Below are 26,726 nucleotides of genomic sequence, written 5' to 3' on the forward strand. Positions count from 1 at the left end.
GGGGCCGTCAGTCCATTTTTGGTGACCCATCACCTGAACTCTGGTATGGCGGACGAACTCGATCACGTGATGATGCGCGTCGAGGATCTCGAACAATCGCTTGAGTGGTACCAGACACATCTCGGTTACGAAGAAACGGGCCGCTGGGAGGCCGATACGTTCACAAACGTCTTTCTCGCGCCACCGGATCGCACCGACGAAGAAGCACAGCTCGAGCTGACCTACAACCACGATGGACGCTCCTACGAGTTTGGTGACGCCTGGGGGCACATCGCCGTCCGCGTTGATGACGTGTACGACGCCTACGAGAAGCTGCTGAACGGCGGCGTCGAGGACTATCGCGACCCAGATTCGTGTGGGGGCCAGTACGCGTTCGTGAAAGATCCAGACGGCCACGAAATCGAACTTGTCGAGCGAGAGAAGGGCGCACGCTGGGGACTTGATCACACGATGATCCGCGTCGCGGACGGAGACGCAGCAATCGGTTGGTTCGCACGCAAACTGGACTACGAGCTGGTCCGACGCTCCGAACTGGACACCTTCGCGTTGTATTTCATGCGACCGACCGACAGTCCAACCGCGATGTCAGTCGAGCTGACGGTCAACTACGACGACCGCAGTTACTCCATTGGCGACGCCTGGGGCCACCTGGCGGTGAAAACGGACGACCTCGACGACGAATGGGAACGGCTGCTCGAACGCGACGCGCTGGACTACCGCGACCCAGAAAGCTGTGACAACCGATACGCGTTCACGAAAACGAACGAGGGCCACGAAATTGAAGTAGTGACGCCGTAACGCTTTAATCCAGCCCGGCGATCCGATTGAGCGCGTACACTATTCTGAGCATCGATGCGCTGTCGTTTCGTTCGAAAACGAGTCCGTCAGTGTCGAGAACGTGCTCTGAGACCACACGCGAGGCATGCTCGGGCGCAGCCCCAATGCCACAGTCGTTCTCTGCCATCCACTCCATCACCCGCAGATCGGTTTTCGAATCACCCATCACGAGCGCAAACGGCGAGGACAGCCCGAGCACGTCGAACGCCGTTTGCACGCCCGCAGGCTTGTTCAGCTCGAGACTCCCGAGCTCGGCTGCATCACCACGGTAGTACGCAACGTCGAGCCGATCGAGCACGGAAACAACGGCGGACGGAATCGATGGCGAGTCTTCAGGAAGACCGCCGTTTCGCTCCAGGACCCCCCTGATTTCGGGGTCTGCGTCCGCGTAGTACGTTCGTACCATCGGTTCGGTTGCCCCATCGACCGCCTCGGCGAGCAGAGACAGCAGATGGCCAATTGCGGCGTCGATCACCGACACTGCATCGTCGCTTCCCGTCTGGAAATTCGGCTTGAGTGTGACGTTGAACTCATTGCCCTGGAGGTGACAGCCCCGCCGAATCGACTCCGGTGCCGTCGAGAGCACCTGCGAGCGCACGGCGTCGAACACATCCCTGATTTCGTCATCTAGCTGTTCGTACAGCAGCATTTTCGTCTGTTCGCCGTGACCGGGCGTGAAGACGCCGTTGCCGGCTTCGTAGACGATCGAGAGCCGGCCGGAGTGGACGATTTCGTTACCGAGCCCCTGAGTGATAAAGCCCTTGACGTTTTCGAGCGTCTGGCCGGTGCAAATGACGATAGGGATCCCGTCTTCGAGCAGTTGGGTGAGGAGATACAGCGTCTCTCTTGGAATTTCGTTGTCAGTTTGTCCGGCAGAGCGCAGGGTTTCATCCACATCAAGCACGAGCACGTTGACGGCCCGTCCGTATTTGGAGTAGAGATCGAGCGCGGTGAACGCCTGTTCACGGGAAGCGTACGCTCCGATGTCGGCGAACGTCTCGCCGGAGGTGAATGTCGACCGTATCGAATGTCGATTTTGATCGAGTTCGTCGTTGATCTCAGACCAGAGTTCGAGCGCCACGCGCGATCCAAGCGCGGGAAACAGATCGACCAGCGTCTGGTACTCTTGAAGCGTCTCCGTGTCGAATTCGTCGTACAGCCGATAGAGGGTGTCGTAGCGGTCCATTGGCTAGTCTTCGATGGGAGTTGTATCAATGTGAATCTCGTGGGCCTCTATGTCCTCGAGTGCGGCAACCCGGCCCCCGATCGTGACATCACCATCATCCGTTTCGATCGTTACGGTGGCAAGCTCACCCGTCGGTTCAACGGCCGAATCGACCACGACCCCCGAAACGGTCCGACGGCGGCCACTCTGTACGTCCCGACCGACAACGTGTGCATAACAGGTCCGGTCGAGGGCCGCAAGCTCTCTGACACACCGACGAATCGAGGCGTATCGCCGGGGGAACGACTGATCCTGGCCATCCTCCATGATCGGCTCGGCTGTCGTCCACAACACCGTATTGAAAAATCCGGAGACGAGAAAGCCAAGCGCAGAACGGTTGAAGATGACCCCATAATGTTCCGTGTCGCTGGTGAGCGCACTCTGAGTTGCATACACCGAGCGACTCCCATCGGCAACGGCCATCACCGGCGTCGTGATGCCACGACGCGCACGTGCGACGGTCGCAACCGTCGAATAGTCGAACGCGGAGGCTGGCACCGCCTCGGCGGCCGGCGTGACGATCAATTCGATGGTCACGCCGTTCTCTCGGGCCGTCGCCAGCAGCCCCTCGAACCGATCGAGCAGCGAGGGCGTCAGCGAAAGGACGATTTCGTACTCCGCGCTCTCGATGACAGACTCGAGATATCGGAGAATGCTCGGTCGGGATTTCACCAGTGAGACGGCCTCGGTGTCGCGCGAGGGCGTCGTGTACCGATCAGAGAGTCCGGCAATCATCTCCTCAAGTGAGGTCTGAATCGTCGGAAACACCTCTTCGGGATCGAGTGCGACGACGCGCATCGGCCGAGATTCGCGCAGCTCGACCATTCCACGGTCACTCAGCTTTCTGACCGTGTCGTAGACGCGTGGCTGTGGAATGTCCGTGTGATCGGCGATCTCGCTCGCCGTCAGCTGTCCGTGGTCCAGTACGGCGAGATACGCCTCGATCTCGTACTCTCCGAAATCAAAGCGGTCCCCAACCCGCTCCATCCGGTGACGTAGATCATCAGAGTCCATTGCTCGCCCTTTTCGTCCCCTGGCCAAAGTGTTTACTAATCAACGAAGTAATTTTTCGGGAGGAAGCCCATCTCAATGAGAACAGTTCTGAATACTCATTTCGACGCCAGGGGTATCATCCTGTCGGCCTGGCGATCAGGAAATCCAAACTATTTACTTGTGTTTGAGTGGTAGCTTCCCAGAGATCGACGGACGATGCACACCAACAGAGACGTGCTAACGCTGGGCGAAACGATGGTGATGATGAACCCCCACGAATCCGGCCCGCTGCGCCACATTATGGATTTCCGAAAGCGGATCGGTGGTGCCGAGAGCAACGTGGCGACAGGGATAGCGCGCCTGGGCCACAGCGCATCCTGGATCAGTCGACTTGGTGACGATCCGCTGGGGCGCTACGTCAGGGACACGATTCGCGGTGCGGGTGTAGATACGCAGTACGTGCAGTTCGATGCGGACGCACCGACCGGGTTGATGTTCAAAGAGCGACGCGAGCTGCGCGAGAGCAGCGTCTACTACTACCGGGACGGCTCGGCAGCCAGTCGAATGGGCCCCGAAATCGTGCCCGAAGACGCCCTCGCCGAGACGGAGTATCTCCATCTTTCCGGGATCACGCCCGCACTGAGCGATAGCTGTGCAACGCTGATCGATGACGTGATCGACCGGGCAAACGACCACGATGTGACGATCTCGTTCGATCCGAACCTCAGATTCAAGCTCTGGGAGCCAGCACAAATGCGACGGACGTTACTCCCCATGATCGAGCGCTGTGACATCGTGCTGCCGGGAATCGAAGAGGCAACGACGCTGATCGAAATGACAGAGCCCGCAGCCATCGCCGAGAAGTTTCTCGCAATGGGACCGACGGAGGTCGTCGTCAAATGCGGCGAAGACGGCGCATACGTCGGAACAGAATCGCTCGGAAAACACCTCGATGGCTACACGGTCGAGCGAGTGGTCGATCCGGTTGGTGCAGGAGATGGGTTTGCTGCTGGGTATCTCTCCGGCCGGATCGATGGCCTCGATCCGGTCACAGCCACCGACCGCGCGAACGCTGTTGGTGCGCTCGCCACCACGGTGACTGGCGATGTCGAAGGACTGCCCACTCGCACTGAGCTCCGTCAGTTCACCGACGGCGAGACCGTCGAGTATCGCTAGTCGGTTCGTTTTTCGTTGGCGAGATCCGTGGCGATCGCGTCGGGATCACGATCGGCCGGCGAGCCATAGCCACCACCACCGGGCGTCAGTATCGATATCGTCGTCCCGCTAGCCAGCGTGCGCGTCGTTTTCGCCGGAATCGACTCGCCGTTGATCAGATTCTCGCCGGTCGCTCCTGACTCGCCGCCAGCTCGTCCCTGTGGCTTGCGACGGCGACGCTCAGTGAGCAACGAGACCGTTGCAGACTCCTCAAGCGTCAGCGTCCGTTCGATGCCGAGACCACCACGGAATTCACCCGCACCGCCGCTGTCATCCCGGAGTCCGTAGCGCTCGACGTGAATTGGGTACTCGAGTTCGAGCGCTTCGATTGGCGTGTTTCTGGTGTTCGTCATCCCAACCTGCACCCCGTCGATGCCGTCACTGTCCGGGCGTGCTCCCATTCCACCGCCGATCGTTTCGTAGTAGGTGAACGAATCGTCACGCGCACCGATCGTGATGTTGTTCATCGTTCCCTGGCTCTGTGCTGGGACGCGCCCGGAAATTAAACCGGCAAACGCATCGAACACCACATCAGTGATCCGCTGGCTCGTTTCAACGTTGCCGCCGGCGACCGCCGCTGGAGCCGACGGATCAAGCAGCGAATCCGTCGGAATTGAGACCGTGACAGGCGCAAAACAGCCGTGATTCGGTGGGATGTTTGGATCGCAAAGCGCGCGAACGACGAAATAGACCCCACTGTAACAGACTGCAGGGGGCGCGTTGACGTTGCCAGCGACGGTTGGGGCCGTTCCCTCGAAATCGACCGTCAGCGAGTCACCTTCGATCGTCACCGTTGCGGTGATCGAGATCTCCGTTTCGGTGCGGCCATCGCCTTCGAGCCAGCCGGTCGCCGTGTGGCTGCCGTCTGTCATCGCATCGATGGCGTCGGTCATGCGAGCGCGTGAATACTCAATTACCGCGTCGAAGCCGGCCAGGAGCCGGTCGGTGGTGTACGCAGATTGGAGTTCGTCGATCCGGTCCTGGGCGCGTTCGATCGCACCAAGCTGTGCCCTGAGATCAGCGTTTCGTTCCGTTGGATTCCGGACGTTCGCCAGCAAGAGCTCAAGAACGCCCGTGTCGATGTCGCCGTCGCGACGAAGCGTCACAGGGGGGATCCGTACTCCTTCACCGTAGATCTCCTCAGTTCCAGTGGGCATACTGCCAGGTGTCGATCCACCAATGTCGGCGTGGTGGGCGCGAACGGCACCGTAGCCGATGATCGTCTCCTCGTCGTCGGTGAGGGGCCCAACGAGCGTGAGATCCGGAAGGTGTGAACCGCCGCCGTCGTACGGATCGTTGCTGATGACGACCGATCCGGGGTCGATGCCGTACTCGATCGCCGCACGAACCGACGCAGGTAGGGCACCAAGATGAACGGGGATGTGTTCGGCCTGGGCGATGAGACGGCCCTCGGCATCGAAGAGCGCAGTCGAGCAGTCACGGCGTTCTTTGATGTTCGCTGAGTAGGCGCTGTGGACGAGTACGCTTCCCATCTCTTCGGCAACCGATTCGAGTTGATTGCGCACAATTTCGAGCGTCGCTGCGTCCAGTTCATCGTCGGTGTTTGCTGTCATTGTGATCGGGTAAGCTCAATCGTGGCGGTTGTCTCGATCCTCGCCTGCCAGGATGGACGGACGACGGTCGTGCTGGCCGGTCCCTCAACGATTGCTGGCCCGGTAACCGTGGTCTCCGTGGGCAATCGAGATCGGTCGTAGACGGGCGTCTCGCGATACTCGCCGTCAAACCACGCCGGTCGCGTGCTCGTCCGCGCGGTCGCAATCGAACCAGGCAACGATCGCTCTACGGTCACGTCCGGTCGATCGATCGTCGCCCGGGCGCGGAGCGTGACGGTTTCGATCGGTTCGTCGAGTCGATAGCCCGTCACGGTTTCGTGCGTCGAGTGAAACCGTTCGGCAATCTCGTTTGGATCGATCGTCTCGCCGACAATAACGGTGTGTTCGTAGCTCTGGCCGACGTACCGACAGTCAACCAGTCGTTCGACGTGGATCGATCCCTCGTCGGGAAGCTCCTCGCGCACACTGGCGATCAGCTCATCAAATCGCCGTTCGATCGCCGAATCGAGCGCGGACAGCCGGGAACGGTGCGTTGCTAGCTCGACGTCCAACAGCGATCCCGAAAGCAGTCCCATAGCCGAGAGCACGCCGCTCGCCCCCGGAATCGTGACCGTTTCGATCGACAGTCGATCGGCAAGCCCTGCAGCGAACATTGGTCCGGCTCCGCCGTAGGCCACGAGCGAGAACTGCCGCGGATCGTATCCGCGATCGAGAGTAACCGATCGAATCGCCCGAGCCATGGTAGCGGTGACAACGTGATTGATACCAGCAGCGACCGCGGTTACATCGCCGAGATCAGTCGATTCGAGAAGCGACTCGAGCGAGCGTTCTGCCCGCCCGACATCGAGCGCGAGCGAATCGCCGAGCGTGGTCGATGCACCAAGATACCCCAGCAACGCCGCGCTGTCGGTTACAGTAGGTCGTTTGCCACCGCGATCGTAGCACGCTGGACCGGGATCTGCGCCCGCAGACTGTGGACCGACCCGCAACGCTCCGCCGCTATCAACCCAGGCGATCGATCCACCTCCAGCACCCACTGTCGAAACGTCGATAAGTTCCGTCGCGACTGGCCAACCACCGATCGTGGCTTCGGTGGTTCGTTCGATCGACCCGTCAGTTACGACGCCCACATCTGTCGAGGTTCCACCCATGTCGAACGTAATCAATTCGGGGGCTTGTCCGGCCGACGCGGTTGCACCGACGACACCAGCAGCAGGTCCAGAAAGCACCGTCTCGAGGGCCCTTGATCGGACCCCAGACGCAGTGGCGACGCCGCCAGCCGACTGCATCACCAACGGTGACGGCAGCCCAAGCTCAGTTGCCCGTTCGAGGAGGTCCCCAAGATACGAGTCGATCACCGGCGTCACGTACGCATCAATGACCGTGGTCGCCGTCCGCTCAAACTCTCGAAACGTGCCAAGGACCTCGTGTGAGACAGACACCGGAACGTCGAGCGAAGCCGACAGTAGCTCCGATACCCGGCGTTCGTTCTCCGGATGAGCATAAGCGTGCAACAGACAGACCGCAACGGCCTCCACGTCCGCTCCACGCAGTTGCGCTGCCAACGCATCCACCGACTGCTCGTCAACGGGATCGATAACGCCGTCTGGGCCCGCTCGCTCCGCAATCTCGAATCGTAACCGTCGCGGAACGAGCGGCTCCGGTCGATCGACTGATAGATCATACAGCGAGGGCCTGTCCTGGCGGCCGATTTCGAGCACGTCACGAAAGCCCGCCGTCGTCACCAACGCCGTCGTTGGCCCGCTCCCCTCCAGTAACGCGTTCGTCGCGACCGTCGTCGCGTGTGCGAACGAATCGACCTCCGAGGGCGACACCGACGCGCCCTCACAGACCGACCGTATCGCATCGAACACACCGTCCGTCTGTGGTGTCGTCGTTGGCACCTTCGCCGTGTGCGATCCCGACGGCATCACCAGCGACGCGTCCGTGAACGTCCCACCAACGTCCACACCAATCCGTATCGACTCCGTCATTACCTGACACTATAATCGTACACCGGCTTGCCCCTTGCCCCGCTCACAAGGGGTCCTCGAAAGAGAAGTTTACAATTGTTGTATTATTTCCCCAACCAATTGATGAACCATAGATTTACTTTCTTTGCGCTTCTACACCTATTTGTGATTAGTATGGTGATAATACACAAATATATCACGGCGTGTGGACAGCGATCGAACACGGCAGCGGATCGTGGGGATGTACTCAAATGAGCGAGGTCGTGTTGTTGCTGGATTCGATCCCGTTTATCGGCCCACTGATAGTGTTTCTGGTCAGTCTTATTATCGGTGCGCTGGGGATCCACACCGGCGCAAAGCTGATTATCGATGAGGGCACGAGCTTTTCTCACGCGCTCATGACGGCCCTGATCGGGGCAATCATCTGGGCGATCGTTGCGTTTTTCATCGGCTGGATTCCAGGTCTCGGTCCGCTGATCGTCCTGCTTGTCTGGATCTGGTACATCAACCACCGATATCCGGGTGGTTGGTTCGCGGCGATCGCCATCGCAGTTATCGCGATGATCGTGGTGTGGATCATCCTCTATCTCTTACAGATGATAGGAATTGACGGGTTGACGGCGGTTGGCGTCCCGTAGTGCGCAAACCGTCAGTGCTTTTTTTGCACGCTCGCTTGTGGCGTTCGTGCGCGTTCTGAACCATCTCGAACTGGAATCCCAGCTCGATCGCAGCGGCATTGGGACAGCCGTCGACCACCAGCGAGCTGCACTTTCTCGAACGGACTGCTCGGTGGTCACCTCGCCGTGGGCGGGTGGGTCGCCAACAGGCGCGATTCGCTCCCTATACAATGGAACGGGAGCAACCGCGTCGTTCGATCTTGCACACTGTAATATGATTGGCCCACAGTCGGTGGCGATCGCTCGCTATGCACGCGCTAACGACATTCCACTCGTGTTACACGCCCACGTGACGCGTGAGGATTTCGCCGAAAGCTTCCGTGGGTCAACCGCGGTCGGTCCCGCACTCGGGCGATATCTCCGCTGGTTTTACTCGCAAGCGAATCTCGTCTGCTGTCCGAGCGAATACACCAGATCGGTCCTCGAATCCTACCCAGTGGCTGCGCCGATCGAGGTGCTCTCGAACGGAATCGATCTCGACTCGATGGTGGGCGCAAACGAGTTTCGTTCGGAGTACCGCGACCGGTACGACCTCGAGGGGACCGTCGTGTTTTCTGTGGGCAGCGTGTTCGAGCGAAAGGGTCTCACCACCTTCTGTGAAACTGCCCAGCAACTGCCGTACGAGTTCGTGTGGTTCGGAACGTATGATACGGGTCCCCAGGCGTCTTCAACTGTGCGCAAGTGGACGAACGATCCACCCGAAAACGTCACGTTCTCCGGCTGGGTCGACGATAAGCGGGGTGCGTTCGGTGCTGGCGACATCTTTTGCTTCCCGGCGAAAGTCGAAAATCAAGGGCTGGTCGTGCTCGAGGCGATGGCCTGCTCGAAGCCGGTCGTGCTGCGCGACATCCCTGTCTTCCGCGAGTATTACACCCATGGTGAAGACTGTCTGTTGTGTGAGACGCCAGACGAGTTCAGGGATGCTGTCACCGAACTGGCGGAAAATTCCTCACTCCGCGAGCGGCTTGGAAACAATGCTCGCAAAACCGCAGAATCCCACGGGCTCGATCGTCTCGCCGACCGGTTGACGACGCTTTACGAACAAGTCACAACCGTTTAACCACCGCGCCGTTTCTGAACGAGCAGATGCGTCCGACGGTCGTTGCGTTCACGGATACCTATCTCCCAACAGTCAACGGAGCTACATACACCATCAAAACCTGGCGTGAGCGCTGGGAGCGACGCGGCGGGCGAATGGATGTGGTCTATCCGCGCAGCGAACACACGCCAGAGGAGGGCGAGCATCCGGTCACTAGCGTTCCCTTCCCGTTTTATGAGGGCTACCGCGTGGGCTTTCCACGAATCCCCGACGCAGTGACAGCCATCGATCCCGATGTCGTTCACGCACACACGCCGTTTGGCGTCGGACTGAGCGGCCTCCGCGTCGCCAATCGTGTCGACTGTCCGTTCGTCGTCTCGTATCACACACCCACGGATGAGTACGCCACGTATCTCACGGACGTGCTGGCAGCCAGGATCGAAACGGTCGCCACCACGTATGAGGACTGGTTTCTCGATCGGGCAGATCACATCCTCGTTCCAAGCGACAGCACAAAATCCCAGCTCGCCTCGCGTGTGGAGACGCCAATCTCGACGGTTCCGAACGGCATCGACACCGAGCGGTTCACGCCAGTCGATGGCGAGGCGTTTCGCCGTCGCTACGATCTCGGTGGTGGTCAACTCATCGGCTACACCGGTCGGCACGGCTATGAAAAACGGCTCGGCGACATCATCAGGGCAGTAGCCGACCTCGATGTGACGGTCGTGTTCGGTGGCGATGGTCCGGCGCGCAACAGTCTGGAGTCACAGGCCACCGCAAGCGACGTTGACGTGCGGTTTCTTGGCTTTCTGGATCGTGCGGAACTGCCAGCCTTTTATTCTGCACTCGACGTGTTCGCGTTCCCGAGCCCGGTCGAGACGGAAGGGCTGGTCGCCCACGAAGCGACGGCGTGTGGAACGCCGGTCGTCGGCGTGGCTGCCGGCGCGCTTGCCGAGACGATCATTCCCGGTGAAACCGGATTCCACTACCAGCCAGGCGACATCGACGGGTTCCAGCGGATGCTCTCAAAAGCACTCGATGAGCGCGAATCGCTCGTCGATTCCTGTCTCGCACGGCGTGAGGACGTTAGCGTCGAGCACTCGGTTGATACCCTCGAACGCATTTACGATGGCGTCTGTTGACCGCCAGCTGTCACTTGATGGTGGTGTACTCTGATTCTTCGTTGAGCGCGAGATTCGTCGCAATCTCGGCATTTCTGACTGCATACTGTGCGGTCTGCTGGAGGCTGACCAGCACCTCTCGGACTCGCAACAGATCCTGATTTGGCATCTCGTCGATGTCGTCAAGGATTTCTTGTTCTTTGTCACGGATTTCGGTGAACAGTCGGCGGACCTCGAGTGCGGTTTCGTAATCTCGCGTCACCGCGCAGTTGACACCCTTTTCGGTCACGGTGTCAACCTGATCGGTGAACTCTCGAATGCGACGCATCGTCGTCTCATCGACATCGAGCGTGTGGCCCTCCGCGTTGAGTGCGATTTCGGCGATGTCTTCGGCATTGTCCGCCGTCAGCTCCAGATTCTTTGCGATCGATCGGTAGCCGATCAACGCGAATCCATCGTCGAGTTCGAGCGCCTTCGTGAGATTTGGATTCTGATGGGCGGTGAAGATGAGCCGGAGCAACAACACGAAGATCTTGTTCGCCTGGCGTTCTCGGTTGAGCGCTCGCTGGGCGAGATCAGGATTTCCGTGTGCCAGCGCCCGGATCGCCTCGTTGCGCATCGTCCGACCGGTGGATTCGAGCCGTTCGAGCAGATCAGCCAGCGTGAAATCCTCGGGATCGACCGAACACCGGATGGTGATCCGCTCGGGCGTCTCTTCGATCACGCCCAGGCCCATCAGCTGAGTTTCTGCGTTGTACACCGCGTTGATCGTCGTGCTCTCGAGCGTCTCATCGCTATCGCTCTCGACCTGGATAATGCGTCGGCCAAGCACGTACTGGGCCAGAATGGCCCGCTCGACGGCGTCAGCTGCCAGACTGTCGGCGTGAATGATCGCTTCGGACTCCTCTTGCTGTACTGACTCGGGCATGACGGCCAACATTCCCTTGCCACCCATCCGCAGCGACACCTCGTCGCCCTTGTTCACGTTGTACTCCTTGGCCCATTCGGCCGGGAGCGTCATCGCCAACGTGGACGGTCCGAGACGCTGTACTTTTCGGGTTTCCATAATCGCAGGTGGATTCTCCACTCCCTTAAGGATATCTCAATGTCAGTGAATACCGCGCCACGTTGTTTACGAATTCGTACTTCGTGCTACGGATTACTGTGAGATATATTCACACAATTTTGCAGAGTCGTCGTTCGAATCGTCCCACTCGAACTTTCTGCCAGCCCGACAGCGCTGCATCGAGCGCTGTATCGCCAGTGTCAACGCGTAGTGCAGAGAGCGAATCGAGCTTCTCGCTTGAGGCGACGATTTCGAGGGTACAGTCACGGATCACGGCCGGTGAAAACTGTTGATTGCCGCGTCCGAAGACGAATCCCTGGCCACCGATCGGTGAAACGACGATGACGTTTCGCTCGCCAAGCGAGCGACGCAGCTCCGATTCGGTGCCATCGCGGACGAGGAGTTCACCATCGCGCTCGTCGGTTGCGCGCCAGAGGTCCACACCGAGTGGAGCACCGTCGATGTCGAGTGCGTCCTCGATCGTTCCAACGGTGCCACCGGGACCGAACAGATACGTCGTCCCGGGTCGAACGTCGTCGACGAATCCGCCTGCAAGCCCCTCGAGTGAGCCACCCGAAAGCTGTTTGCTCGCCTGTATGGCATCGCTGACAGGGACGTTGACGATCGCCTTGAGCGTCGACTGGACAGTTCCTTCTCGGTAGGCGGCCTCATCGATGTCGTTCACTTCGCGGCGTTCGGTGCGCTCAAACGTGGCCCCAATCCGTCCGGCGTCACGTGGGGTGACTGCAAACACGGACGAGTAGATTTTGACGCCGGCTGGGACGCCGAGCACGGGGACGGTTGTGTCGTGTTCGGTGATCGTCTCTGCAACGTCCACCGCGGTGCCATCACCGCCGACGAACAGGACCAGATCAACATCGTGGGCCAGAAACGCCCGCACAGTAGCGCGAGTGTCGGCGGCGGTTGTCGGTGTCGTTGGCTCGTGAACGATCGTCGTCTCTGTCGGTCGGCCGATCGCGTCGTCGATGGCAGACGCCCCCATCGATCCCGCTGCTGTCAGGAATGTCGGGGAATCGGCGTGCTGTGCGAACGATTCGAGCGCCACACGAGCACGGGTGGGCGCGCGTGGTTCACCACCCAGTTCTCGAGCTCGTTCGACCATTCCATCCGTCCCTTTCAATCCGACACGCCCACCCATGCCCGCAATCGGATTCACGACGACGCCGATCTGTGTCACACTGACCACTCCGTGGAGCAAAAAGAAAAACGACGCGACCAACCGCCGATTAATGCAGTTCGTTTAAGCCACTGGGGGTGAGAAACGTCGATATGGATTCGTTCGTTGCACTCGCCGCCGGATCGCACGCACACACGGTGGGGATCGCAGGCTGGCTATTGACCGTTGGTGGACTCGTTGGGATCGTGTTGTGGCTCCGTGTTCTCACGCGCGGTTCACACGCGAACTGAACCACTCGGCCGCCCGATCGACCGAGTCCGGATCTATCCCCCTGATTTTGACCGTCACCACCTCGCCTGGATACGAGCCAACCGTCACGTCGAACTGCTCACGGAGCTGATCGAACCGCCCAAGCAGTTCGCTTTCGGGCTCATCGACGGTCACGGTCGCCACGTGGGTTGTCGTCCCGACAAAGCGGTCGGCAACTGTCGCAAACATTGCTTTCATCTCTTCGGGGACGCCCGGCAGCACGTAGACCTCATTAATGACACAGCCCGGAGCCACGCCGACCTCATTGTGTAACGGCTCTGCGCCGGCTGGGAGTTCGGTCGTTCCGGCCACGAGTTCGTCGCCCGCATACTCCCCGTTTTCGTCGAGCCACTTGGCCACCGCTGGATTCGATTCAAGGGGCTTGCCAAACGCGGCCCCAACCCCCTCGATCGTGCAGTCGTCATGGGTCGGACCAAGACCACCGGTGACGACCACTGCGTCGTACTCCGCCCGATACTCGTTGACGACGCGGGCAATATCGGCGACCCGATCGGGAACGGTAACAACACGCTCGACGGTTGCACCGCGGTCGGTGAGCCGTTCTGCGATCCACGCAGCGTTCGTGTTGATCGTCTCTCCGGCCAGCAGTTCATCTCCCACCGTTACGATGGCCACATTCATACGCGGCCGTAGGCGCGACGGGGCCAAAAGTGATGCCGACGAACGGCAAGAATGACACGGATCGACTGTGTGTCTCGGATATGGACAAGGACGACCAACAGATCGAAACGCGCGCAATCCACGCCGGCCAGCAGCCCGACCCGGAGACCGGCGCGGTGATGCCACCAATCTATGCCACCTCGACGTACGAACAACCGGCCCCTGGCGAGCCCACTGAGTATGAGTACTCCCGGACCGGCAATCCCACGCGGACCGCGCTTGAGGAAAATCTCGCTGCACTCGAAGGGGGGGCACACGGCCGGGCGTTTGCCAGCGGGATGGCGGCGATCAACACGGTGTTGAATCTCTGTGAATCGGGTGATCACGTGATCGCCAGCAACGACGTGTACGGTGGGACGTACAGACTGTTCACACAGGTGTACGAACAGTACGATCTCGAGTTCGATTTCGTCGATATGACGGACCACGACGCTGTGGAAGACGCCCTCCGCGAGGAGACCGAAATCGTCTGGGTTGAGACGCCAACCAATCCCCTGTTGCGCGTGGTCGACACCACGGCAATCGCCGATCTCGCCCACAGTGTGGACGCGCTCTGTGTGGTTGACAACACGTTTGCGACACCAATACTCCAGCAGCCACTTGCAGACGGCGCAGATGCCGTCTGTCACTCGCTCACGAAATACATGGGTGGACACTCCGATGTGGTTGGGGGCGCACTCGTTACCGACGATGACGAACTCGACGAGCAGTTTGGGTTCTATCAGAACAGCGTCGGCGGGACGCCGGATCCATTCACTGCCTTTCTCGTGTTGCGCGGGACGAAAACCCTGCCCGTACGGATGGAACGCCATTGTGAGAACGCCCGCACGGTCGCAGAATGGCTCACCGAGCAGCCAGTCGTCGAGACCGTCTACTACCCGGGACTCGAATCCCATCCGACACACGACGTAGCTCGAAAACTAATGGACGACTACGGTGGGATGGTGAGCTTCGAGCTCGATGCAACCCTAGAGCAGGCAAGCGAGGTCGTCGCCGCGACGGAGGTGTTCACCCTGGCAGAGAGTCTCGGTGGCGTCGAGAGTCTCATCGAGCAGCCAGCGACGATGACACACCAGACGATCCCTCGTCAGGAACGACTCGACGCCGGACTCACCGACGGACTGATCCGGGCAAGCGTCGGCATTGAACACAAAGACGACCTGATTGGTGACCTGGAGGCGGCGTTCGATCACGTTCTCGGCGGGTAAAATCGGAAAGGGCAACTGATTACGACTGAACACGTACAGTCACCATGAAACGCCGGACATATCTCGCCGGAGCAGTCGGTCTTCTCGGTGGCACTGTCGCCGTCAGCGCCCCCACTCTGCGTGGTGGAGCCCAGCAGTCTGCACAGCGGTCCCCATCCTCGACACTGTTGCCAGAAACGGAGTACGAAACGCCGATCTACCGGTTTAGCGGCGATGGCGATGGGCCAACCGGCGTCATCGTTGGTGGAATGCATGGCGACGAACGGTCGGGCTTTCTCGCCACAGAACGCGTTGGGCAGTTTTCAATCGACGCCGGCGAGCTCGTCGTCGTGCCGCGCGTCAATCAGCCTGCCATCGAGGCAAACACGCGCCACGGCATCGGCGGCGATCTGAATCGGCAGTTCCCACCGGGGGAAACGCCGACAACGAAGCTGGCACGCGCACTGTGGAACGATGTTGTCCTCGCCACGGAACCCGATTTCCTCATGGATCTTCATCGCTCGAAAGGGATCTACGGCGTGCATCCCGATTTCGTCGGGCAGGCGATCTTCCCGACCGACGTTGCGCCGGCAAAAGCACACGCAACGGAGACAATCAACCGCCTCAATGACAATTCCGTCTCTCGCTGGATGCCGTATCACAAATTCGCGCTGGGCAACGTCATGCACGGCACGAGTCCTCTGTTGGCGCACAAAGCCGGCGGTGATCTCTCGATTCCGGCGTACATCGTGGAAGCGGCCGAGTTTCTCACAGACAGACAGACCAGAATCGACTGGACGGTAACGGCGGCGACACACCTGCTCGAACTCCACGGCATCGAACGAACCGACGGCGGTGAAAAATCATGAGCTTGCTTCGAACACTCCGTCGCATCCTTGCCGGACGTGCCGTGATTGGTGCGTTCGTGGTGCTTGTGAGCCCGTTTCTGCTGGGTGTATACGATAACGCACTGATGACACCGCTTGCGCTCCCTGGCTATTTCGTGATGTCGATCGGCAGCTCGATCGGCAACACCGTCTTCCCGAACCTTGCCCTCTGGGTCTTCTGGGTGCCGTTTTTTGGGATATTTTATCTCATTGCTATCGGTATTGGTGGACTGTATCGCACCGTCCGTCACTGATATTTGTCAGTCGGACAATTACTGGATGCGATGAAAACGACGACGCTAGCAGAGATCGTCTCAGAGCCGAACCCGCTCAACGTCCACGAGATCAGAAAGCCCCTGAGCAAGGTGCTTGGAACGACGGACGTTGCGATCAACTACTTCGAGCTGGAAAACGGAGAGTCGTTCTCTGGCGGGCTCCACACTCACCACGACCAGGAGGAGATATTTATCATTCTGGAGGGAACCGCAACGTTCGAAATCGGACGATCGGGCGATGAGACCGTCACCGTTGGTGAATCCGAAGCGATCCGATTCGAGCCGGGCGAGTATCAGTGTGGCCACAATCACGATGAAGAGACCGTGCGAGCGTTCGCGATCGGCGCACCCGGCGCATCACACGACTGGGACGGACTCGAAACGATCATCTACTGTTCGAGCTGTGAAGAACAGACCGGCCACAGCGTGGCACTCGAGGGAAGCGCCTTTTCACTCACCTGCAAGGAGTGTGGCCACGAGCCCTGATCAGAACAGCGCCTGGCTCGAATCGAGAATTTTGGCGGGACCACCGACCTGCCAGCGCCGCGTCGGTGCGTGCTCGCTGAGCGCAGACTCGACGGTGTCAACGTGCTCTGCGGTCGTGTTGACGTAGACGCTCGCCCCGGTGTCGGTCGAGAAAAAGGCAGGAATGCCGTCGTCGCGGAGCGACCGGACCGTCTCGAAGATCTCGAGCGTCGTTGGCTGCCAGTAGACCCAGCCAGCCGGACCCGTCATCGTGGTGGCTGCAAGCGAGAGCGAATCGTGTTCGGCAAGCTCGAAAACGGCATCGAAATCACCGCGACGGAGCCCATCACACATTGTGACGATCTGTTCGTGGATGTGTGCCATCCGGGCCTCGAACATGTGGCTGTCGGCCGCCTCTTTGTGGGCTTCTTCGGTCTCTTTGTACGCCGGTACCTCACAGCCGATGATTCGGAGCTCATCTTCGAGCACCGAGTCGAGTTGCTCTGCGTGACAGTCCGCGTCGTTCAATCCGGCATACAGTTGTGAAAATCCACCCGTGACCGCGCGTGCGGCAGAAGAAGACCCACGCCGTGCGATCGTCGATATCTCCGCCCGACTCAGATCGAGCTCTGCAGCCGTTGATAGCGCCATCGCCGCCGCCGCAAAGCCAGAGGAGGAAGATCCAAATCCGATGTTCGTCGGAAACGAACTCTCCGATTCGAATCGAACGGGAGTCTCGATCGATGCCAGCTCCCGAACGTGATCGATCACCGATGTGACGCGTTCTGCCGCGCGACCGCTTACCGGTTCGCCGTCGATGACGAGCTGATCTGACGCGAGCGAGTCGTCAAACGCGACCGTGGTCGTCGTGTTGCTTGGTGCAGTACAGACGCTGATCGAATCGTGGTACGGCAGCCGGAGTTCGGGGTCGCGCATCCCGTGATACTTGACCAGACCCTGTATTGGATGGGCCCTGGCCGTCGCCTTCAGTTGCATACCGTGTTTGGAACGTACCGACGGCTTAACTCGTTCGAATCGACTGGCACAGAGCACCGACTCTGTGAGTAACTGTCACATCAGCAAAGATTGCCGTAACTGGCGGTTATAACTTTTTGTGGATATATGAGTCACAAACATGGGAACCGATGAGCAACGCACACGCGCGTTTGACACGCGCTGTGTGCACGCGGGCCAGCAACCCGACGAGCAGACGGGGGCTCGGGCGACACCGCTGTATCAGACCACATCCTACGAGTTCGACGACGCAGACCACGCGGCCGGACTGTACGCGCTCGAAACGGACGGTGACGTGTATTCGCGGATCAGCAACCCGACGGTCAGAACGCTCGAACAACGACTGGCCGACCTGGAGGGTGGCGTTGGTGCGCTCGCCACGAGTTCGGGGATGGCTGCACTCGATGCGGCCACACTCATACTGGCTGAGTCTGGCGACAACGTCGTTTCTGCGGCCTCGATCTACGGGGGGACCCACGCGTATCTCCAGTCGACGGCCGCTCGACGCGGAATCGAAGCGCGGTTCGTCGAGACGCTCTCACCAAGCGCGTACGCGGCGGCGATCGACGAGCGAACCGCGTACGTCCATATTGAGACGATTGGGAATCCCTCACTCGTCACGGCCGATATCGAGCGTCTCAGTGAGATCGCTCACGACCACGACGTCCCCCTGATCGTGGACAACACGTTCGCAACGCCGGCGCTCTGTCGACCGCTTGAGCACGGCGCGGATCTGGTGTGGGAATCGACGACAAAATGGATTCACGGCGGCGGAACGACGATTGGCGGCGTGCTAATCGATGGGGGCACGTTTCCGTGGGCAGACCATCCCGACCGCTATCCGGAGGTTGGCGGCGACAACCCGGCGTTCCACGGGCTGAACTTCAGTGAGCGATACGGTGAACGGGCGTTCACGAACGCGGCTCGTCAGCGATCGTTGCGGAGCCTGGGCGATCAACAATCCCCGTTCGACGCCTGGGTGACACTCCAGGGGCTCGAAACGCTCGCACTCCGGATGGAGCGACACTGTTCGAACGCGATGACCGTGGCCGAATTCCTCGCTGACCATCCCGACGTGGCCTGGGTTCGGTATCCGGGGCTCGAGCGCCACGAAACGCACGAGCAGGCGAGTCGGTATCTCGATGGCGGCTATGGTGGCATGATCGCCTTTGGCCTAGAAGGTGGCTTTGCGGCCGGAAAGCAGCTGTGTGAGTCCGTCGAGCTAACGTCGTTTCTGGCGAACGTGGGCGATGCAAAGAGCCTGCTCATCCATCCGGCAAGCACCACACACGCACAGCTTTCGCCCGAACAACAGCGCGAATCCGGCGTGACTCGGGATCTGGTCAGACTCTCCGTTGGCATCGAAGCGCCCGAAGACATCATCGCCGATCTGGATCGCTCGATATGACCGACACGATCTCGATCGGGGAGTTTCAGTTCGCCTGTGGCGAGTCACTCTCGAATCTCGAACTGGCCTACGAGACGTACGGTGAGTTCACTGGTGACAACGCGATCTTGATCTGTCACGCGCTCACTGGCAGCGCACACGTCGCCGGTGGCCGGCGCACCGACACAAGCGGGCAGGCAAGCGCCTGGTGGGATGCCGTCGTTGGGCCGGGAAAGGCGATCGACACGACGGAGTATTTCGTCGTCTGCGTGAACGTGCCGGGATCGTGTTATGGCTCCAGTGGACCGGCATCGGCCGCACCCGACGGTGAACCCTACGGGACATCGTTTCCCGCCGTCACGGTCGCCGACTGGACGAACGCCCAGAGAGCGCTGCTCGATGAGCTCGGCGTCGCACAGCTGTCTGCCGTCATCGGCGGGAGCGTCGGTGGCATGAACGCGATCGACTGGGCAAAACGCCATCCGGACCAGTTCGATCGATTGATCGCAATCGCGACCGCACCCAGACTCGATCCGCAGTGTCTGGCGCTGAATGCGATCGCCCGACGGGCAATTACGACTGATCCAGACTGGCAGGACGGCGAGTACTACGACAGCAACAGAACGCCGACCGACGGACTGGCAATTGCCCGCCAGATCGGCCACGTAATGTATCTCTCCAAGGAGTCGATGACGGCGAAATTCGGCCGCCGGGCAGCCGGACGTGACGCGCGCCGTGATTCGTTCCCGGTCGATCCTGCGGCGTCGTTCTTTCCCTATCGCGACGTGGAATCGTATCTCGACTACCAGGCCGAGAAATTCGTCGAGCGATTCGACGCGAACAGCTATCTGTATCTGACACGGGCAATGGACGGCTACGATCTGAGTGCCGGCTTCGAGTCGGACGCGGATGCGCTTGGCGCATTCGAGGGCGAAGCGCTCTGTCTTTCGTTCACCGGCGACTGGCATTTCACAGTCGAGCAGTCAGAACGGATCGCAAGCGCACTCCGGACGACGAACACGCCGGTGGCCCACCACGTCGTCGCATCCGACCACGGTCACGACGCGTTTCTGGTCGAGCCGAACAACGTCGGACCGCCGATCGCTGGCTTTCTCGAGAACGGCATCCGTGCGACTGCCGTCACTGACACAGTCGAGAGAGAGAGCGGCGAGTTTGCGCCCGTCCACACGAGCTTGTTCAGCTGATCAGCGCCGATACACCACTGAGCCGATCCCGACGACGATCGCCAGTGGATACGCCGGCCGATTTGAGACAACCGACCAGACGAGCGAGGCGGGGCTCGCCTGCGGGCCGGTCGACAGCTGGCCCTGAACGAGCACGCCGAGATAGAGGCCGGCGATCGCCGCCATCGTCACGCCAGCTGTCGAGAGGGGATTGTCGTTGACCCAGTCGAGAACGCCGATTGCTCCCCGACGGGGAGCATCGATAAGCCGAGATAACATAGGTGGTGTTACCGATCGGACACGATAAAGGTGCGTCAGACGGAGCGAACGCCACGCTCTGTGAGCACGGAATCGAGCGCTGCCATCGAGTCGACCGTCGTCGAACACGCGGGTTCAACCGCCGGCTTTGGATCGAAGCCAACCGCAAGCCCAGCAGCCTCCAGCATGGGCAGATCGTTCGCGCCATCGCCGACGGCAACCACATCGGAGAGTTCAATTCCTTGCTCTGTCGCGATCGATTCGAGTGCGTCATCTTTCGTGCCCTCGATCAGCGGGCCGGCAACCGACCCGGTCAGCTCACCGTCCTCGGCGACGAGCCGGTTAGCGACGATCGTGTCCACACTCGTCTGGGCCCCAGACAGGGCCGCCTCGACGCCACGCTCGAATCCACCGGTCAAAATTGCGACCGTCACGCCGTCTGCGCGCAGGCCATCGATGACCGACGCCGCGTCAGGACGCAACCGAACCTGCTCGAACGCGTCGGCTGTGGCGTCCATCGAGAGCCCCTCGAGCAGCGCCACCCGCTCGCGAAGACTCGTTGCGTACTCGATCTCGTCGTTCATCGCCCGCTCGGTGATCTGGGCCATCTCATCGGCAGCGTTGCATTGCTCGCCGAGCAGCACGGTCATCTCCGAATCTGACAGCGTCCCGTCAAAATCGAACGCCACAAGGTCCATATCTCAGTTGGGTGTCTCAGGGCTCAAAACGCCCCCGATTCGAACGTGAGCACACCACACTGACAGTAGGACGCAACTTTTGCCAGGACTGTGAACGAAGAAAGCGTTAACCCCACACCAACAGAGTCGGAGATATGAAGGTACTCATCACGGATCCGATCGCGGATGCAGGCATCGATCGGCTCCGGGAGGCTGGATTCACGGTCGAGACAGCGTATGAAGCCGATCAGGAAACGCTACAAACCGCGATCCGAGATGCAGCTGGGCTCGTCGTCCGGTCCGGGACGGAAGTGACAGACGAGCTCTTATCGGGTGCGCCAGCGCTCCAGATCGTGGGGCGGGCAGGGATCGGCGTGGACAACATCGACATCGACGCCGCCACCGAGCACGGCGTGATCGTTGCCAACGCACCCGAGGGTAACGTGCGGGCGGCTGCCGAGCACACGGTCGCGATGACGTTCGCCACCGCCCGGTCGATTCCACAGGCACACGCCCGACTGAAAACTGGCGAGTGGGCCAAAGGTGACTACGTTGGCACGGAGCTGAACAACAAAACGCTCGGTATCGTCGGACTCGGACGCGTCGGCCAGGAGGTCGCAAAGCGACTCGGTAGCCTCGGCATGGAGCTCGTCGCCTACGACCCCTACATTGGCGCTGATCGCGCAGAGGCACTGGGAGCCGAGCTCGCCGAGCTCGAGACGGTGCTCGATCGAGCCGACATCGCGACGGTGCACACGCCGCTGACGCCCGAAACGGAGGGGCTGATCGGCGCTGCGGAACTGAAGCGACTCGATGGCGGCTATCTCATCAACTGCGCGCGTGGCGGTGTTGTTGAAGAGGATGCGCTCGCGAGCGCTGTGGTCGATGGCACACTCGAAGGCGCAGCGCTCGACGTGTTTGCCACGGAACCGCTCCCCGAGGATAGCCCCTTGCTCGGGGCCGAAAACGTCGTTGTGACGCCACACCTCGGCGCAAGCACGGAGGCTGCCCAGGAGAACGTCGCCACGTCGATCGCAGACCAGATCGCCGCCGCCGTTGCCGACGAGCCCGTGCTCAACGCGCTCAATGCGCCATCGATCGACGCCAGCGCGTTCGGCCGCGTTGAGCCGTACATCGAGCTGGCAGAAACTGCCGGTCGGATTGCGATGGAGCTGTTCGACGCCCACATCGACACCGCCCACGTCGAGTACGCAGGCGAAATCGCCGACGAGGAGGTCGATATCGTGACGGCAAGTGCACTCAAAGGAATGTTCAGACCGCTGGAGTCCCAGGTCAACGCCGTCAACGCGCCGGGAATTGCCGAAGAGCGCGCGATCGATGTCGTCGAATCGAAGGCAACCGCCGCAGAGGACTTTCAGAGTTTGATCTCCGTCACACTCGAAAACGGCGACGGTTCGGTTACCGTCAGCGGCACGCAGTTTGCCGGCAACGACCCGCGAATCGTCAGAATCGACGGCTACCGGGTCGATGCGATTCCCGAGGGGCACATGCTCGTTGCGCGCAACTACGACGAGCCGGGTGTTATCGGCTTTATCGGGACCGTCCTCGGCGAGTACGACATCAACATCGCCGGCATGTTCAACGGCCGGGAGACGATCGGCGGGGAGGCGCTGACGGTGTACTCACTCGACAGCGAGCCAAACGGGTCGATCATCGAGACGCTTGAGGCAGACGAGCGGATCATCAGCGCGCAGTATCTCGCGCTCACCGACGAGTAGCTCAGTCGAGCCGTTTGACGAAACCGGTTTTCTCGTGGCGATCGAAGCCACACGACTCGTAAAATTGGCGTTTCCACTCCTGATCAGTGCCCGTCTGAAGCTGGATTTTATAGCAGTAGCGTTCCTCGGCGATCGCAATCGCGTGTGAGAGACAGAGCCGACCGAATCCCTGGTTTCGGTAGGCTTCGTGGGTGATTACGTTCTCGATGACACCGAATGGGCGTCCATCGCGCGCCAGGTTCGGCACGATCGACAGCTGGCAGGTCCCTACGAGCTGCGCTTCGTGTTCGACGACAACGATCACGATCGAGGGGTCGGCCAGCAGTCGTTCGAACCGATCGCGCAGCTGTATCGATTCGAGAGGCGGATCGTCCGGATGGAGCTGGCGATAGAGCGTTCTGAGCGCCTCAAGTTCGGTAGCGCGGATCTCGCGAGCCGTGGCCATATGTTGTTGTCACAACAGAAATCACTTGACGGCGACGAACTGCGGATTCGTCAGCCTTTAGCGCGATCCTCACCTCAGTTGACGCATGGTGCTCGACGACGTGGCGATAGCGACGATCGTGCTGCTATCAGTCACGTCGAGCTTTCCGTTATTGCTGTACGGTGCCTGGATTGTCATCGACGCAGAGCCGGTGACGTGGGCGGTGCTCATGCGCCATCTCAGATACATTCTCACCGGACTCGCACTGACGACGGTCCCGCTGGTCGGCTGGATGATCCCACAACTGACCGATCAGTTGACCGGCTTTGCAGCGCTGCATGCCGTCCTCGGCCTCCAGGCGTATGCCATGTTACTGTTCGCATTCACCGGCATCGTTCGGATTTTCATGGCCAAGCGTCGACACGATCTCTATCACGACTACGACGAGGCCGTGCTGCTTGATGAGATCGGCGGCGAGACGATGAACCACTGGCGCTGGCGACTACGGATCGGCGTGTTCGGCTACATCGGCTTCTGGCTACTCGCCTATCTCGGTGGCGTGCTGCGATACGTGGCGCGCTATGACCTGCTCGGGTGAAACTACCAGGGGTCGTTTGCGGCCAGATCCACGTCGTGATCGAGTTTGGACGACGGACAGAGATCCTCAAGAACACAGTCTTCACAGGAGGGATTCCGTGCCGTACAGACCGCTCTGCCGTGATCGATCAACAGATGTGTGTACTGCTGCCAGTGCGATTCGGGGACGAGTTCCATCAGATCCTCTTCAATGCGCTCTGGACGCTCGTTTTCGGTGAGCCCTAGCCGTCGTGAGATGCGCTGGACGTGCGTATCGACGACGATCCCCTCAACGATGTCGTGGCCGTGTTGTAACACCACGTTCGCCGTTTTGCGTCCAACGCCGCTGAGATCCGTGAGCTCACTCATCGTATCGGGTACCGCACCGTCGTGTTCCTCGACGATCGTGGTCGTCGCAGAGATGATGTACCCAGATTTGTTGTTGTGAAACGTAATCCCGTAGATGTCATCAGCGAGTTCGTCCTGGTCGGCGTTCGCGAACGCCTCAGCGGAGGAGTATTTCTCGAACAGCGTCTCAGTGACGGCGTTGACGCGTTCGTCGGTACACTGTGCCGAGAGCATCACCGCAATGAGTAGCTCGAGTCGATTCGAGTAGGTGAGCGAGATCGTCGACTCCGGATAGGCCTCGAGCAGCCGATCGACGACGCGCGTCGCCTGCTCCTGGTCGGCCAACTTCGTTCCCATGTGCAAACTCTGCGTGGTTCGAACTTGTGCGTGACGGTGTGGAGATTCCGTTTTTGGAACGGCAAACGGATTTGGGAACCCTTTTGTTCGACGGTTGGCTCGTTTCGTATACGAACCAGGGGCTCGTTACTTGCGACGGGCCTATGAGGATGTTCCGATCGATGATTCAAAGTACCGTCTTTCAACTCGATGACTATGGACCGTGGACAGTCACGCCGACACCGCGTGCGGAAATGGACCTCCAGACGCTCCAATCACGGCTCTACGCCGACGTTGCCTCGTTCGTCGGTGAGCGCGGTGGCTACGTCTTTTACACGCGTGGTGACAACTGCATTGCGATCACCAACGGGATCGATCGTGAGACACACCGAACGCTCCAGCGATCGATCGCAAACCGCTATCCGATCACCTGTAGCATGGGAATTGCCGACGGCGAAACCCCGGCAGCTGCGGTGGCTGACGCGACTGCAGCACTCAACGCAGAAGGGAGCGCCCAGGGCGGAACGCGAACGGAGCGACTCGCCGGTTCAACACTTGAAACATCAGCCACGCTGTCGATCGCACATTTCGACATCGTTGATGCAACGGGACGACTCACCGATCAAGCGGACGCCTACGCCGTGCATATGGCGGTCCAGGAGTGGGCAACGACGCTTTCACGGACGCTGTATCAGGACCACGACGCGCTCGGATTTTTCGTCGGTGGCGACAATCTGATCGCCGTCTGTCCAACGCTGTCGGAGGCGACGTACGCCGAACTCATCGATCGTGTCGAAACCGAGACCCACACCGCGTTTCGTGTCGGCGTGGCAGCCGGAACGACCCCACACGAGGCCGGTATCGAAGCAAAACACCAGCTCGAACTGGCGCGCGAACGCGAAGAGACCGTTGTGATGGCCCCCAACGCGCTCAGGCCCTCACAGTCCGAGTTCGCGCCCGAGCACTAGCCGCTGGATTTCGCTCGTTCCTTCGCCGATCTCCATGAGCTTTGCGTCGCGATAGAATCGCTGTGGTGCAAAGTCGGTGGTGTAGCCGTAGCCACCGAGCACCTGCACGGCGTCCTCGGCAACCTCTCGACTCGTTTCGCTGGCATCGAGCTTTGCCATCGATGAGATACGGGTGACGTCCTGGCCGTCGTCGTACATCGTCGCGGCCTTGTGCGTGAGCAGTCGCGATCGCTCGATTTTCCGGTCCATCTCGACGATCATATCCCGAACGGCGTCGAACTTCGAGATCGACTGGCCGAACTGCTCGCGTTCGGTGGCGTACTCACGTGCGGCCTCGAACGCACCCTGTGCCAGCCCAGTCGAGAGCGCAGCGATCGAAACGCGTCCACCCTGAAGGGTTTTTTTCGTCTGTTTCCAGCCTTCACCCTCCGAGCCAAGGAGGCGATCCTCTGGGATCCAGCAGTCATCGAAGGTGATCTCACAGGTGGGTGAGGCGTTCAGTCCCATCTTCTCCCACTCCGTCGAGACCGAAAAGCCATCGTCGTTTTCGGGATCAACGATGAACGTCGAGATGCCATCATAACCCGCACCCGGATCCGTAACGGCCTTGAGTAGAATCGAGCCCGCGACGCTTGCGTTCGTGATGAACTGTTTCGTGCCGTTGAGGACGTAGCCATCGTCGTCGCGCTCGGCAATCGTGTCCATGTCGCTTGCATCACTGCCACTCGATGGCTCCGTGAGCGCCCACGAGCCCAGATACTCGCCTTCGGCGAGCGGCGTCAGCCATCGCTCTTTTTGCGCATCTGTGCCGAACAGTTCGATCGGCTTTGAGGCCAGGCTTACGTGTGCCGCAAACGAGAGCCCGATCGATCCGGACACCCGACCGAGCTCTTCGGTAACGAGCGCGTACAGCAACTGATCGCCGCCGAGGCCGCCGTAGTCTTCGGAAATCGGCACGCCGAGCATATCAAGGTCGGCGAGCGCATCGAAGATTTCCGCCGGAAAGCGGTGTTCTTCTTCGATCTCCTGGGCGATCGGAGCGATCTCCTCATCACAGAACTCGCGAACCATCTCCCGGGTCATCCGGTGTTCGGACGGTAGCTCGAACTCCATATCCACCCAGAGTAATGGCATCTATAAAAATTGCCGCAAC

Annotated in this window: 28 protein-coding genes; 15 read left to right on the forward strand and 13 right to left on the reverse strand. The window is 60.2% G+C overall.

Going from position 1 to position 26,726, the window contains the following annotated elements:
- Window positions 1-45: 45 nt before the first annotated feature.
- Window positions 46-798, forward strand: a complete 753-nt coding sequence (locus JXQ78_RS05125) for a VOC family protein (RefSeq protein ID WP_330632405.1) — start codon at window positions 46-48, stop codon at window positions 796-798.
- A 4-nt stretch (window positions 799-802) separates the two neighbouring features.
- Here JXQ78_RS05125 and JXQ78_RS05130 read toward each other — a convergent pair whose 3' ends face one another.
- Window positions 803-2,023, reverse strand: coding sequence for an HAD family hydrolase (locus JXQ78_RS05130; RefSeq protein WP_330632406.1), 1,221 nt, complete (start codon window positions 2,021-2,023; stop codon window positions 803-805).
- 3 nt (window positions 2,024-2,026) lie between these two features.
- Entirely contained in the window at window positions 2,027-3,076 is a 1,050-nt protein-coding gene (gene trmB / locus JXQ78_RS05135; RefSeq protein ID WP_330632407.1) for an HTH-type sugar sensing transcriptional regulator TrmB, read from the reverse strand.
- Between the two features lie 195 nt (window positions 3,077-3,271).
- Here trmB and JXQ78_RS05140 point away from each other — a divergent pair, with 195 nt between their 5' ends.
- Window positions 3,272-4,231: a sugar kinase gene (locus JXQ78_RS05140; RefSeq protein WP_330632408.1), complete on the forward strand. Its 960-nt coding sequence runs from the start codon at window positions 3,272-3,274 to the stop codon at window positions 4,229-4,231.
- On the opposite strand, the gene JXQ78_RS05145 is transcribed toward JXQ78_RS05140, so the two are convergent.
- Both JXQ78_RS05145 and JXQ78_RS05150 read right to left on the reverse strand, forming a co-directional pair.
- A complete protein-coding gene (locus JXQ78_RS05145) occupies window positions 4,228-5,844 on the reverse strand; it encodes a hydantoinase B/oxoprolinase family protein (RefSeq protein WP_330632409.1) in 1,617 nt (538 codons plus the stop codon). The genes JXQ78_RS05140 and JXQ78_RS05145 overlap by 4 nt on opposite strands.
- Entirely contained in the window at window positions 5,841-7,838 is a 1,998-nt protein-coding gene (locus JXQ78_RS05150) for a hydantoinase/oxoprolinase family protein (RefSeq protein WP_330632410.1), read from the reverse strand. The genes JXQ78_RS05145 and JXQ78_RS05150 overlap by 4 nt, the downstream gene beginning before the upstream one ends.
- 230 nt (window positions 7,839-8,068) lie before the next feature.
- Between JXQ78_RS05150 and JXQ78_RS05155 the strand changes: the two genes are divergently transcribed.
- The 3 genes from JXQ78_RS05155 to JXQ78_RS05165 are packed head-to-tail and all read left to right on the forward strand — an operon-like array spanning window position 8,069 to window position 10,675.
- Window positions 8,069-8,455 (forward strand): hypothetical protein, encoded by a 387-nt coding sequence (locus tag JXQ78_RS05155; protein WP_330632411.1) that lies wholly within the window; start codon window positions 8,069-8,071, stop codon window positions 8,453-8,455.
- Window positions 8,456-8,501: 46 nt separating this feature from the next.
- Window positions 8,502-9,554, forward strand: a complete 1,053-nt coding sequence (locus JXQ78_RS05160; protein WP_330632412.1) for a glycosyltransferase family 4 protein — start codon at window positions 8,502-8,504, stop codon at window positions 9,552-9,554.
- A 26-nt stretch (window positions 9,555-9,580) separates the two neighbouring features.
- Window positions 9,581-10,675, forward strand: coding sequence for a glycosyltransferase (locus tag JXQ78_RS05165; RefSeq protein WP_330632413.1), 1,095 nt, complete (start codon window positions 9,581-9,583; stop codon window positions 10,673-10,675).
- A 10-nt stretch (window positions 10,676-10,685) separates the two neighbouring features.
- On the opposite strand, the gene JXQ78_RS05170 is transcribed toward JXQ78_RS05165, so the two are convergent.
- Together JXQ78_RS05170 and JXQ78_RS05175 are read right to left on the reverse strand one after the other, a co-directional pair.
- The gene (locus tag JXQ78_RS05170) at window positions 10,686-11,720 is read right to left on the reverse strand and encodes a PhoU domain-containing protein (protein WP_330632414.1); all 1,035 of its coding nucleotides are present in this window, start codon (window positions 11,718-11,720) and stop codon (window positions 10,686-10,688) included.
- A gap of 109 nt (window positions 11,721-11,829) precedes the next feature.
- Entirely contained in the window at window positions 11,830-12,918 is a 1,089-nt protein-coding gene (locus JXQ78_RS05175; RefSeq protein WP_330632415.1) for an ATP-NAD kinase family protein, read from the reverse strand.
- A gap of 92 nt (window positions 12,919-13,010) precedes the next feature.
- Here JXQ78_RS05175 and JXQ78_RS05180 point away from each other — a divergent pair, with 92 nt between their 5' ends.
- Window positions 13,011-13,148 carry a hypothetical protein gene (locus JXQ78_RS05180; RefSeq protein WP_330632416.1) on the forward strand — a complete coding sequence of 46 codons (138 nt, stop codon included), beginning with the start codon at window positions 13,011-13,013 and terminating at the stop codon, window positions 13,146-13,148.
- Here JXQ78_RS05180 and JXQ78_RS05185 read toward each other — a convergent pair.
- Window positions 13,123-13,809: a competence/damage-inducible protein A gene (locus JXQ78_RS05185; protein ID WP_330632417.1), complete on the reverse strand. Its 687-nt coding sequence runs from the start codon at window positions 13,807-13,809 to the stop codon at window positions 13,123-13,125. The two genes, JXQ78_RS05180 and JXQ78_RS05185, sit on opposite strands and share 26 nt — an antisense overlap.
- An 80-nt stretch (window positions 13,810-13,889) precedes the next feature.
- Here JXQ78_RS05185 and JXQ78_RS05190 point away from each other — a divergent pair, with 80 nt between their 5' ends.
- Genes JXQ78_RS05190 through JXQ78_RS05205 form a run of 4 tightly spaced genes read left to right on the forward strand, consistent with a single transcriptional unit; the run spans window position 13,890 to window position 16,683 of the window.
- Complete coding sequence (locus tag JXQ78_RS05190; RefSeq protein ID WP_330632418.1) at window positions 13,890-15,056, forward strand: cystathionine gamma-synthase; 1,167 nt, start codon at window positions 13,890-13,892, stop codon at window positions 15,054-15,056.
- A gap of 44 nt (window positions 15,057-15,100) precedes the next feature.
- Window positions 15,101-15,904, forward strand: coding sequence for a succinylglutamate desuccinylase/aspartoacylase family protein (locus tag JXQ78_RS05195; RefSeq protein ID WP_330632419.1), 804 nt, complete (start codon window positions 15,101-15,103; stop codon window positions 15,902-15,904).
- Window positions 15,901-16,176 (forward strand): hypothetical protein, encoded by a 276-nt coding sequence (locus JXQ78_RS05200; protein WP_330632420.1) that lies wholly within the window; start codon window positions 15,901-15,903, stop codon window positions 16,174-16,176. Before JXQ78_RS05195 ends, JXQ78_RS05200 begins: the two co-directional genes overlap by 4 nt.
- 30 nt (window positions 16,177-16,206) lie before the next feature.
- The gene (locus JXQ78_RS05205) at window positions 16,207-16,683 is read left to right on the forward strand and encodes a cupin domain-containing protein (RefSeq protein ID WP_330632421.1); all 477 of its coding nucleotides are present in this window, start codon (window positions 16,207-16,209) and stop codon (window positions 16,681-16,683) included.
- On the opposite strand, the gene mvaD is transcribed toward JXQ78_RS05205, so the two are convergent.
- Entirely contained in the window at window positions 16,684-17,652 is a 969-nt protein-coding gene (mvaD, locus tag JXQ78_RS05210) for a phosphomevalonate decarboxylase MvaD (protein WP_330632854.1), read from the reverse strand.
- A 145-nt stretch (window positions 17,653-17,797) separates the two neighbouring features.
- On the opposite strand from mvaD, the gene JXQ78_RS05215 reads away from it, so the two are divergent.
- Window positions 17,798-19,084: an O-acetylhomoserine aminocarboxypropyltransferase/cysteine synthase family protein gene (locus JXQ78_RS05215; protein WP_330632422.1), complete on the forward strand. Its 1,287-nt coding sequence runs from the start codon at window positions 17,798-17,800 to the stop codon at window positions 19,082-19,084.
- Window positions 19,081-20,268 carry a homoserine O-acetyltransferase MetX gene (metX, locus tag JXQ78_RS05220; protein WP_330632423.1) on the forward strand — a complete coding sequence of 396 codons (1,188 nt, stop codon included), beginning with the start codon at window positions 19,081-19,083 and terminating at the stop codon, window positions 20,266-20,268. Before JXQ78_RS05215 ends, metX begins: the two co-directional genes overlap by 4 nt.
- Here metX and JXQ78_RS05225 read toward each other — a convergent pair whose 3' ends face one another.
- On the reverse strand, window positions 20,269-20,526 hold the full coding sequence (locus JXQ78_RS05225; RefSeq protein WP_330632424.1) for a hypothetical protein: 258 nt from the start codon (window positions 20,524-20,526) through the stop codon (window positions 20,269-20,271). It lies immediately after the preceding gene.
- Window positions 20,527-20,561: 35 nt separating this feature from the next.
- Window positions 20,562-21,203 carry a phosphoserine phosphatase SerB gene (gene serB, locus JXQ78_RS05230; RefSeq protein WP_330632425.1) on the reverse strand — a complete coding sequence of 214 codons (642 nt, stop codon included), beginning with the start codon at window positions 21,201-21,203 and terminating at the stop codon, window positions 20,562-20,564.
- A 134-nt stretch (window positions 21,204-21,337) separates the two neighbouring features.
- Here serB and serA point away from each other — a divergent pair, with 134 nt between their 5' ends.
- Window positions 21,338-22,921: a phosphoglycerate dehydrogenase gene (gene serA / locus JXQ78_RS05235; RefSeq protein ID WP_330632426.1), complete on the forward strand. Its 1,584-nt coding sequence runs from the start codon at window positions 21,338-21,340 to the stop codon at window positions 22,919-22,921.
- A 1-nt stretch (window position 22,922) separates the two neighbouring features.
- On the opposite strand, the gene JXQ78_RS05240 is transcribed toward serA, so the two are convergent.
- A complete protein-coding gene (locus JXQ78_RS05240) occupies window positions 22,923-23,366 on the reverse strand; it encodes a GNAT family N-acetyltransferase (RefSeq protein WP_330632427.1) in 444 nt (147 codons plus the stop codon).
- 85 nt (window positions 23,367-23,451) lie between these two features.
- On the opposite strand from JXQ78_RS05240, the gene JXQ78_RS05245 reads away from it, so the two are divergent.
- Window positions 23,452-23,943: a DUF7321 family protein gene (locus JXQ78_RS05245; RefSeq protein WP_407934036.1), complete on the forward strand. Its 492-nt coding sequence runs from the start codon at window positions 23,452-23,454 to the stop codon at window positions 23,941-23,943.
- A gap of 2 nt (window positions 23,944-23,945) precedes the next feature.
- Here the strand turns inward: JXQ78_RS05245 and nth are convergent, their stop codons facing one another.
- Window positions 23,946-24,626, reverse strand: coding sequence for an endonuclease III (nth, locus tag JXQ78_RS05250; protein ID WP_330632428.1), 681 nt, complete (start codon window positions 24,624-24,626; stop codon window positions 23,946-23,948).
- A gap of 161 nt (window positions 24,627-24,787) precedes the next feature.
- Here nth and JXQ78_RS05255 point away from each other — a divergent pair, with 161 nt between their 5' ends.
- A complete protein-coding gene (locus JXQ78_RS05255; RefSeq protein WP_330632429.1) occupies window positions 24,788-25,573 on the forward strand; it encodes a GTP cyclohydrolase IIa in 786 nt (261 codons plus the stop codon).
- Here JXQ78_RS05255 and JXQ78_RS05260 read toward each other — a convergent pair.
- Window positions 25,544-26,686, reverse strand: a complete 1,143-nt coding sequence (locus JXQ78_RS05260) for an acyl-CoA dehydrogenase family protein (RefSeq protein WP_330632430.1) — start codon at window positions 26,684-26,686, stop codon at window positions 25,544-25,546. The genes JXQ78_RS05255 and JXQ78_RS05260 overlap by 30 nt on opposite strands.
- Between the last annotated feature and the right edge of the window lie 40 nt (window positions 26,687-26,726).

The sequence above is a fragment of the Halocatena halophila genome (assembly GCA_027563145.1).
Lineage (GTDB): Archaea > Halobacteriota > Halobacteria > Halobacteriales > Haloarculaceae > Halocatena > Halocatena halophila.